The sequence below is a fragment of the Stenotrophomonas sp. PS02300 genome (assembly GCF_029959395.1).
GTDB classification, from domain to species: Bacteria; Pseudomonadota; Gammaproteobacteria; order Xanthomonadales; family Xanthomonadaceae; genus Stenotrophomonas; species Stenotrophomonas maltophilia_AD.
Genome location: NZ_JASCOP010000149.1, coordinates 1 through 8,021, shown reverse-complemented (window position 1 = coordinate 8,021; position 8,021 = coordinate 1). Strand labels below are relative to the sequence as shown.

11 protein-coding genes are annotated in these 8,021 nt (G+C 66.4%); 1 reads left to right on the top strand and 10 read right to left on the bottom strand.

The features are described 5' to 3' along the window. Nucleotides 1-54: 54 nt before the first annotated feature. The 10 genes from QMX79_RS18460 to QMX79_RS18415 all read right to left on the bottom strand — a co-directional run bounded on the left by QMX79_RS18460 (nucleotide 55) and on the right by QMX79_RS18415 (nucleotide 7,001). Nucleotides 55-513 (bottom strand): DUF6491 family protein, encoded by a 459-nt coding sequence (locus tag QMX79_RS18460; RefSeq protein ID WP_282248078.1) that lies wholly within the window; start codon nucleotides 511-513, stop codon nucleotides 55-57. An 86-nt stretch (nucleotides 514-599) separates the two neighbouring features. After that, nucleotides 600-1,313, bottom strand: coding sequence for a lipoprotein-releasing ABC transporter ATP-binding protein LolD (lolD, locus tag QMX79_RS18455; RefSeq protein ID WP_068851023.1), 714 nt, complete (start codon nucleotides 1,311-1,313; stop codon nucleotides 600-602). Next, nucleotides 1,306-2,547, bottom strand: a complete 1,242-nt coding sequence (locus tag QMX79_RS18450) for a lipoprotein-releasing ABC transporter permease subunit (RefSeq protein WP_282248077.1) — start codon at nucleotides 2,545-2,547, stop codon at nucleotides 1,306-1,308. The genes lolD and QMX79_RS18450 overlap by 8 nt, the downstream gene beginning before the upstream one ends. Nucleotides 2,548-2,581: 34 nt before the next feature. Continuing rightward, entirely contained in the window at nucleotides 2,582-2,917 is a 336-nt protein-coding gene (locus tag QMX79_RS18445) for a hypothetical protein (protein WP_282248076.1), read from the bottom strand. 52 nt (nucleotides 2,918-2,969) lie between these two features. Then, nucleotides 2,970-3,218, bottom strand: coding sequence for a succinate dehydrogenase assembly factor 2 (locus tag QMX79_RS18440; protein WP_282248075.1), 249 nt, complete (start codon nucleotides 3,216-3,218; stop codon nucleotides 2,970-2,972). Nucleotides 3,219-3,303: 85 nt separating this feature from the next. Further along, nucleotides 3,304-4,089, bottom strand: a complete 786-nt coding sequence (locus tag QMX79_RS18435; RefSeq protein WP_282248074.1) for a succinate dehydrogenase iron-sulfur subunit — start codon at nucleotides 4,087-4,089, stop codon at nucleotides 3,304-3,306. An 84-nt stretch (nucleotides 4,090-4,173) separates the two neighbouring features. After that, nucleotides 4,174-5,964, bottom strand: a complete 1,791-nt coding sequence (gene sdhA / locus QMX79_RS18430) for a succinate dehydrogenase flavoprotein subunit (protein WP_282248073.1) — start codon at nucleotides 5,962-5,964, stop codon at nucleotides 4,174-4,176. A gap of 30 nt (nucleotides 5,965-5,994) precedes the next feature. After that, complete coding sequence (gene sdhD / locus QMX79_RS18425) at nucleotides 5,995-6,381, bottom strand: succinate dehydrogenase, hydrophobic membrane anchor protein (RefSeq protein ID WP_282248072.1); 387 nt, start codon at nucleotides 6,379-6,381, stop codon at nucleotides 5,995-5,997. Next, nucleotides 6,378-6,770, bottom strand: a complete 393-nt coding sequence (gene sdhC, locus QMX79_RS18420; RefSeq protein WP_282248071.1) for a succinate dehydrogenase, cytochrome b556 subunit — start codon at nucleotides 6,768-6,770, stop codon at nucleotides 6,378-6,380. The genes sdhD and sdhC overlap by 4 nt, the downstream gene beginning before the upstream one ends. A 57-nt stretch (nucleotides 6,771-6,827) precedes the next feature. Next, a complete protein-coding gene (locus tag QMX79_RS18415; protein WP_282248070.1) occupies nucleotides 6,828-7,001 on the bottom strand; it encodes a DUF1674 domain-containing protein in 174 nt (57 codons plus the stop codon). Between the two features lie 39 nt (nucleotides 7,002-7,040). Between QMX79_RS18415 and QMX79_RS18410 the strand changes: the two genes are divergently transcribed. Further along, nucleotides 7,041-7,904: a folate-binding protein gene (locus QMX79_RS18410; protein ID WP_282248069.1), complete on the top strand. Its 864-nt coding sequence runs from the start codon at nucleotides 7,041-7,043 to the stop codon at nucleotides 7,902-7,904. Nucleotides 7,905-8,021: the final 117 nt, after the last annotated feature.

Here is an 8,021-nt window from a genome sequence, read left to right as displayed (position 1 = left end):
GCGCACGACCGTTGGTCGTGCGACCAATGTGCCGACCAACGGTCGGCACCTACATCATTCCGCCGGCGGTGTTTGCCCCGCTTCGCGCTCCTGCACCTGCGCCTGGCGCATTTCCTGTTCCGAGGAGCGCAGCGCCTTGACGTCGAGCGGGCGGATCGAGCCGATGAAGCACGGGACGCTCGGGCCGTGGTTGGGATCGCGGACCAGCACCCGGTCGAAGCGCGATGACACCTGGCCGGTCTGGCTGGTCAGCCCGATCGCGGTGGCGTAACTGAGCCCGTAGCACGGGCCGCGCAGCTCAATGAGGTAGGCCTCGCTGGGGCGGGTCCACACCGCCAGCGCGCTGTCGCCCAGCTCGGTCCAGCCGTTGAGCGAGCCGAAGTAGCGCATCGACGGTTGCGGCGGGCCCGCGTGGGCACGATACAGCTCCAGGCGTTCGGCGCTGGTCAGCCGGCCGGTGGCGCAGCCGGCCAGCACCAGGCCCATTGCAACGATGGCGATAAGCGTCTTCATGGCACCTCCGCGGTGGGGAACAAGGCGATCATGCACCCGCCGCCGCCGGCCCGCAGGCGCGGACTGGCGGCTGTTCAGCTGCCAGCTCAGACCTCGGCGTGGGCCAGGGCGTGCAGCCGGCCTTCGCGCAGTTCCAGCACGCGGTCCAGCTTGCGCGCCAGGCTGCGGTCGTGGGTCACCAGCACCAGGCTGGTGTGGTGGGCCCGGTTGAGGTCCAGCATCAACTCGAACACGGTGGCAGCGGTCTTGTCGTCCAGGTTGCCGGTCGGTTCGTCGCCCAGCACGCAGGCCGGGCGATTGACCAGCGCACGGGCCACGGCGGCCCGCTGGCGCTCGCCACCGGACAGCTCGCCCGGCTTGTGCTCCAGGCGATGGCCCAGGCCCACCGATTCCAGCAGCGCCTTTGCGCGTGACCGGGCATCGGCCACCTCCTCGCCCCCCAGCAGCACCGGCATCATCACGTTTTCCAGCGCGGTGAATTCGGGCAGCAGGTGGTGGAACTGGTACACGAAGCCCAGCGCGCGGTTGCGCAGGCGGCCGCGCTGGCTGTCGGACAGCGACGACATCTGGTTGCCGGCCACGAACACTTCGCCGGCGGTCGGCGTATCCAGCCCGCCCAGCAGGTGCAGCAGCGTGCTCTTGCCGGCGCCGGAGGCACCGATGATGGCCACGGTCTCGCCGGCGGCCACGCTCAGGTCCAGGCCGTTGAACACCGGGGTCTGCATGCGGCCTTCGGCGTAGGTCTTGGCCAGCCCCTGCGCGCGGATCACTTCGTCGCCGCGGTTGATCGGCTCATTCATAGCGCAGGGCCTCCGCCGGCTGGGTGCGGGCAGCGCGCCACGCGGGGTACAGGGTCGCCAGGAAGCTCATGACCAGCGCGATGACGGTGATGATGACGATGTCCGGGGTCTGCATGTCGGTCGGCAGGCCGGTGATGTAATACACGTCTTCGGGCAGCAGCTTGACGTTGAACAGCGTCTCGATCGCACCGAGGATGCGCTCCAGGTTCAAGGTCAGGGTGATGCCGCCGACCACGCCGAGTACGGTACCGAAGATGCCGATCAGCGAGCCCTGCACCATGAACACCTGCATCACCCCGCCCGGGGTCAGGCCCAGGGTGCGCAGGATCGCGATGTCGGCCTGCTTGTCGGTGACCAGCATCACCTGCGAGGACACCAGGTTGAACGCGCCCATGGCGATGATCAGCGAGAGCAGGATGCCCATCACCACCTTTTCCATGCGCAGCGAGTGGTACAGGTTGGCGTTCTGCTGGGTCCAGTCGCTGACCCGGTAGCCGCCGCTGAGGTTGTGGGCCAGGTCCACGCCCACGTCCAGCGCCTTGTCCATGTCATGCAGCTTCAGGCGTACGCCGGTGACCCCGTCCATGCGCAGCACGCGCTCCAGGTCGGCCATGTTGGCGTAGGCCACGCCGCGGTCGATTTCGTTGTAGCCGGCCTCGAAGATGCCGCTCACGGTGAAGCGCTTCAGCCGTGGCATCGCGCCCATCGGGGTGCCCTGCACTTCGGCCAGGGTTACCAGCACGGTGTCGCCGACATCCACGCCCAGCCAGATCGCCAGTTCCTGGCCGACCAGCAGGTTGTAGCTGCCTTCCTTCAGGCTGTCGAAGCTGCCCTTCTTGAGCTTGGTGTTGATCACCGACACCGCCGGCTCCAGCGCCGGGTCGATGCCCTGCACGATGGCCCCCTGCACGCGGGCGCCGCTGAGCATGGCCTGGATCTCGATGTACGGCGCGGCGCCGGCCACGCGTGGATCCTTGTGGGCCACGTCCACCGCATGCTGCCAGTTCGCCATGGGCGCGCCGTCGGCGGTGATGGTGGTATGCGCGGTCATCTGCAGCAGGCGGTCGCGGATTTCCTTCTGGAAACCGCTCATCACCGCCAGCGTGGTGATCAGCACGGTCACGCCCAGCGCGATGCCGAGGATCGAGGCCATGGAGATGAAGGAGATGAAGCCGTTGCGGCGCTTGGCCCGCAGGTAACGCAGGCCGATGGCTACTGGTATGGGTTTGAACATGCAGGTACGCCGGACAATTCACCCTATGGTGCCATCACGGAGGTGAACGCGGAATGGGACGGGCCTGGATCGCCAGTCGCAGTTCACGTCGGCGCGGCGGTGGAAGGGTGTCGGGCCAGAACAGGCAGGCCTGGCGGCGGCCGTTCTGGCGCCAGCTGAGCTGCAGCAGCGGACCGCGGTCATGCAGTGCCAGGGCATCCACCGGCTGGCCATCGACCTGGGCCGGGGCGTCACCGGCGGGGATGACGAAGGCACGCGGCCGGCGGCGGGCATGCCGCCAGCCCTGCCAGGCCGTCCCTGCCCCGGCCGCCAGGCCCAGCGGCCACTGCGCGGCGGTCGGCAGCGCGCTGACGATGGCTACCCACGGCATCAGCAGTGCAAACAGAACGTGCGCGGCGATCTGCCAGCGCGAGGGGTGCCACTCAAGCCGGCAGGGCGCGGATCCGGGCGATGAGGGCGGCGAGATCGGCATCCGGGCATTCCTCGTAACCCATGAACCAACGCCACAACTTATCGTCTTCGCAGTCGAGCAGGCGCAGGAAAACGTCGCGCTCGTCGGTCGGTGCAGTGCCCCATTGGCGGTCGAGGTAACGCTCGAACAGCTGGTCCAGTTCGCGCATGCCGCGGCGGCAGCGCCAGCGGAGCTTCTTGAGGAGGGTGGCTTCGTCCATTTCGGGTTCCCAGATATGGCAAAGCCACGCAGGGCGTGGCTCTACGATCATTGTTCCGACCGGAGGACTATCCGGCCGCAATGAATCAGGCGCGGCGCGCCATCATGAGCTTCTTGATCTCGGCGATCGCCAGCGCCGGGTTCAGGCCCTTCGGGCAGGTGCGGGCGCAGTTCATGATGGTGTGGCAGCGGTACAGCTTGAACGGGTCTTCCAGGTCGTCCAGGCGCGCACCGGTGTCTTCGTCGCGCGAGTCGACGATCCAGCGGTAGGCCTGCAGCAGGATCGCCGGGCCCAGGTAACGTTCGCCGTTCCACCAGTAGCTCGGGCAGCTGGTCGAGCAGCACGCGCACAGGATGCACTCGTACAGGCCATCCAGCTTCTTGCGGTCTTCCGGCGACTGCAGGCGCTCACGGTCCGGCGGCGGCGGGGTCTGGGTGCGGATCCACGGCTTGATCGAGGCGTACTGCGCGTAGAAGTGGGTCAGGTCCGGTACCAGGTCCTTGATCACGCTCATGTGCGGCAGCGGGTAGATCGGCACTTCGGCCTTGCCGCAGTCGGCAATGGCGCGGGTGCAGGCCAGCGTGTTGGTGCCGTCGATGTTCATCGCGCACGAACCGCAGATGCCCTCGCGGCACGAACGACGGAAGGTCAGGGTCGGGTCGATCTCGTTCTTGATCTTGATCAGCGCGTCCAGGACCATCGGGCCGCACGTGTCCAGATCGATCTCGTACGTATCGGTCCGCGGGTTGCTGTCGTCGTCAGGACTCCAGCGGTAGATCTTGAAGGTGCGCGCGTTCTTCGTGCCGCTCTTGGCGGGGAAGTGCTTGCCCTTTCCGATCTTGGAATTCTTGGGGAGGGAAAACTCGGCCATGGCTGTTCTCGTTGGCTCAGGCGGCTCGCGCTGCAGGGCAGGCGCGGCTGGCTCGGAAGGTGAGGAAGTCGATCCGCATGGCGCTTAGTAGACGCGCGGCTTGGGCGGGACCACGTCCACGTCCTTGCTCAGCGTGTACATGTGCACCGGGCGGTAATCGAAGCTGCACTTGCCGTTGTCGTCGACGTTGACCAGCGTGTGCTTCTGCCAGTTGACGTCGTCGCGGTCCGGGAAATCCTCGTGCGCATGCGCGCCGCGGCTTTCCTTGCGCTGTTCGGCCGAGTTGATCGTCGCCACCGCGTTGAGCAGCAGGTTGTTCAGCTCGTAGGTTTCGATCAGGTCCGAGTTCCACACCAGCGAACGGTCCGACACCTTGACGTCCTGGAAGGAGTCGAAGATCTCCGACATCTTGGCGCAGCCCTCTTCCAGCGTCTTGCTGGTACGGAACACCGCTGCGTCGTTCTGCATGGTGCGCTGCATGCGGTCGCGGATGACCGAGGTCGGAGTGTCGCCGTTGGCGTAACGCAGCTTGTCCAGCAGGCCCAGCGCCTTGTCGCACGAATCCGACGGCAGGGTCTTGTGCGGCTGGCCCGGCTTGATGGTATCGGCGCAGCGGTTGGCCACCGCACGACCGAACACGACCAGGTCGAGCAGCGAGTTGGAGCCCAGGCGGTTGGCGCCGTGCACCGACACGCAGGCCGCTTCGCCGATGGCGTACAGGCCCGGCACCACGGCATCGGGATTGTCGCCGACCTTGCGCACCACTTCACCGTGGTAGTTGGTCGGGATGCCACCCATGTTGTAGTGCACGGTCGGGATGACCGGGATCGGCTGCTTGTGCACGTCCACGCCTGCGAAGATCCGCGCGCTTTCGGCGATACCCGGCAGCTTGTCGTCGATCACGCCCGGGCCGAGGTGGGTCAGGTCGAGCAGGATGTGGTCCTTGTGCTCGCCGACGCCGCGGCCTTCGCGGATTTCGATGGTCATCGAACGCGACACCACGTCGCGCGAGGCCAGGTCCTTGTAATGCGGTGCGTAGCGCTCCATGAAGCGCTCACCGTTGCTGTTGCGCAGGATGCCACCTTCGCCGCGCACGCCCTCGGTGATCAGGCAGCCCGCACCGTAGATGCCGGTGGGGTGGAACTGCACGAACTCCATGTCCTGCATCGGCAGGCCGGCACGCATGACCAGACCGCCGCCGTCGCCGGTGCAGGTGTGGGCCGAAGTGGCGCTGAAGTAGGCACGGCCGTAGCCGCCGGTGGCCAGCACCACGCCATGGGCGCGGAACAGGTGCAGCGAGCCGTCGGCCATGTCCAGCGCGAGCACGCCGCGGCAGACGCCTTCCTCATCGAAGATCAGGTCGAGCGCGAAGTACTCGATCATGAAGCGCGCGTTGTGCGCCAGCGACTGCTGGTACAGCGTGTGCAGCATGGCGTGGCCGGTACGGTCGGCGGCGGCGCAGGTGCGCTGCGCGGACGGGCCTTCGCCGTACTTGGTGGTCATGCCGCCGAACGGGCGCTGGTAGATCTTGCCGTCTTCGGTACGGCTGAACGGCACACCGTAGTGTTCCAGTTCGATGATGGCCGGAATCGCTTCGCGGCACATGTATTCGATGGCGTCCTGGTCGCCCAGCCAATCCGAGCCCTTGATGGTGTCGAAGAAGTGGTAACGCCAGTCGTCTTCACCCATGTTGCCCAGCGCGGCGGAAATACCGCCCTGCGCGGCCACGGTGTGCGAACGGGTCGGGAAGACCTTGGTCAGGCAGACCGTCTGCAGGCCCTTGGCGGCCAGGCCGAACGTGGCACGCAGGCCAGCGCCGCCGGCGCCCACCACGACCATGTCGTATTTGTGTTCCGTAATCTTGTAAGCGGACATCTACTCTGGATTCCTGTCTTGGTGCCTGACTCAGGCAACGCCGAGCGCAATGCGGGCGACCGCAAAAACACTGACGATCGCGCCCAGCACGGCAATGAACTTCACCGTGGTCTGCAGCGCCAGGGCCAGCAACGAATTATGGATGTAGTCTTCCAGCACGACCTGCAGGCCCAGCTGGGCGTGCCAGAACATGGCCACCAGGAAGCCCACCAGCAGCACCGCGTTCCACGGCTTGGACACCGCGTCGGCGGCGGTCACGTAATCGGCGTTGACCAGGCTCAGCACGAAGACGAGGAACCAGATGGTCAGCGGGACCAGCGCGGTGGCGGTCAGGCGCTGCATCACGAAGTGCTCGGTGCCGGTCTTGGCGGCGCCCAGGCCACGCACGTTCTTGAGCGGGGTACGGAACTTGCTCATGCGGTGGCTCCCAGGAAGACGTAAGCCCAGACCAGCGCGGTGATCACCAGGCTGGCGAACACCGAGATCCAGCTGCTGCGCACGAAGGCGGGAATGCTGAAGCCGATCGCGAAGTCCTGCACGATATGGCGCAGGCCATTGCACAGGTGGTAGGCGAACGACCACGTCCATGCGAACAGGAACAGCTTTCCATACCAGCTGCCGGCGTGGCCGGTGAAGCAGTTCCAGGATTCAGGACCCATCATCAGGGCGAGCAGGCCGCCAGCGATGATCAGGGCTCCAACAGACAGAAAGATGCCGGTGGCTCGATGCAGGATCGAGGTGGCCATCTGAATCTGCCAGCGATACACCTGAAGGTGCGGGGAAAGGGGACGTTCTCTGGCGGCCATTCGCTGGGCTCGTTGTCTCGGCTGGGCGGCACAATTGCCGCGTTGGCTCAATGCTGATCAGAAATCGATGCAGCGTCCGTTTTTTTCCCAATCTCCATACCGCACCGGATCCAGTCCGCCGCGGCCACCGATCTCCACAGGCACCACCGGCGTATCGGCGAGCGGCTGCTCCTCCGGTACCAGCGGGGCTTCAGGATCGATATCGGGAGTGGGGGTTGTTTGGCCTATCATGGGTGGTCTCGCAACGCACAAATTTTAGACCCCGTTCACGTGCCTGACAACCTACCCTTCGATTTCAGTGGTTTTCCGCGCCTTTCCGGTCACGCGCTGCTCAGCCTGCGCGGCGTGGAAGCGGCGGCGTTCGCCCATGCCCAGTTCGCCAGCGATGTCACTGCCCTGCCCCTGCGGCACTGGCAGTGGAGCGCCTGGCTGAGCGCCAAGGGCCGCACCCTTGCTGTGTTTCAGCTGCTTCGGCTGGACGAAGAACATGTCCTGCTGGTGCTGGCCGATGGTGACGCCGATGCGATTGCGTCGCAGTTACAGCGCTTCGTGTTCCGCCGCAAGGTCAAGATCGAGGTGCGCACCGATCTGGCGGTGGCGGGCAGCTTCACCGCGCCGGAAGCGGCGTCTGGCGCAGCGATTGCGCTGGAGGGCGATGCACTGGAGCTGGATGTGGGCAGCGATGCGTTGCTGCGCACCCTGAAGATCGCCCCCACGCCGGCGGATGCACCGCCGGTCGATGCCGCGTTCGAACTGGCCTGGCGCCAGTCCGACCTGCGCTACGGCGTGCCGCGCCTGGCCGCCGACCAGCGCGAACAGTGGACCCCGCAGCAGCTGGGCCTGGACCGGTTGAACGGCTACAGCGTCAAGAAGGGCTGCTACCCGGGCCAGGAAATCGTGGCGCGCACCCATTTCCTGGGCAAGGCCAAGCGCGCCCTGCAGTTGCTGCGCGTGGCCGATGGCACCGCCAGTGGGGCGAAGGTCGAGCAGAACGGCGCGGCGGTGGGCACCGTGGCCAGCGTGGCCGGGGACCTGGCGCTGGCGGTGTTGCCGCTCGACATGGCCGAGGGCGCATTGAGCGTTGGCGGCATGGAAGCGCATGGCGTTCCGTTGCTGGAAGGCCTGGCCCGCTGAACGCGATCACGACCAACGGTCGTGATCTACCGCGCGGACGTGATCGTTTATGGCCGGCGCGCCGGGTAGGTCACGACCGTTGGTCGTGACCTGACCCGTCACGCGGCGTGGTTCAAG

Excerpts from the sequence above, each read along its gene's own strand:
- sdhC (WP_282248071.1), bottom strand. The coding sequence starts at position 6,770 with ATGGCCGCCAGAGAACGTCCCCTTTCCCCGCACCTTCAGGTGTATCGC.
- QMX79_RS18440 (WP_282248075.1), bottom strand. The coding sequence starts at position 3,218 with ATGGACGAAGCCACCCTCCTCAAGAAGCTCCGCTGGCGCTGCCGCCGC.
- QMX79_RS18460 (WP_282248078.1), bottom strand. The coding sequence starts at position 513 with ATGAAGACGCTTATCGCCATCGTTGCAATGGGCCTGGTGCTGGCCGGC.
- QMX79_RS18435 (WP_282248074.1), bottom strand. The coding sequence starts at position 4,089 with ATGGCCGAGTTTTCCCTCCCCAAGAATTCCAAGATCGGAAAGGGCAAG.
- sdhD (WP_282248072.1), bottom strand. The coding sequence starts at position 6,381 with ATGAGCAAGTTCCGTACCCCGCTCAAGAACGTGCGTGGCCTGGGCGCC.
- lolD (WP_068851023.1), bottom strand. The coding sequence starts at position 1,313 with ATGAATGAGCCGATCAACCGCGGCGACGAAGTGATCCGCGCGCAGGGG.
- sdhA (WP_282248073.1), bottom strand. The coding sequence starts at position 5,964 with ATGTCCGCTTACAAGATTACGGAACACAAATACGACATGGTCGTGGTG.
- QMX79_RS18445 (WP_282248076.1), bottom strand. The coding sequence starts at position 2,917 with ATGCCGTGGGTAGCCATCGTCAGCGCGCTGCCGACCGCCGCGCAGTGG.
- QMX79_RS18450 (WP_282248077.1), bottom strand. The coding sequence starts at position 2,547 with ATGTTCAAACCCATACCAGTAGCCATCGGCCTGCGTTACCTGCGGGCC.
- QMX79_RS18415 (WP_282248070.1), bottom strand. The coding sequence starts at position 7,001 with ATGATAGGCCAAACAACCCCCACTCCCGATATCGATCCTGAAGCCCCG.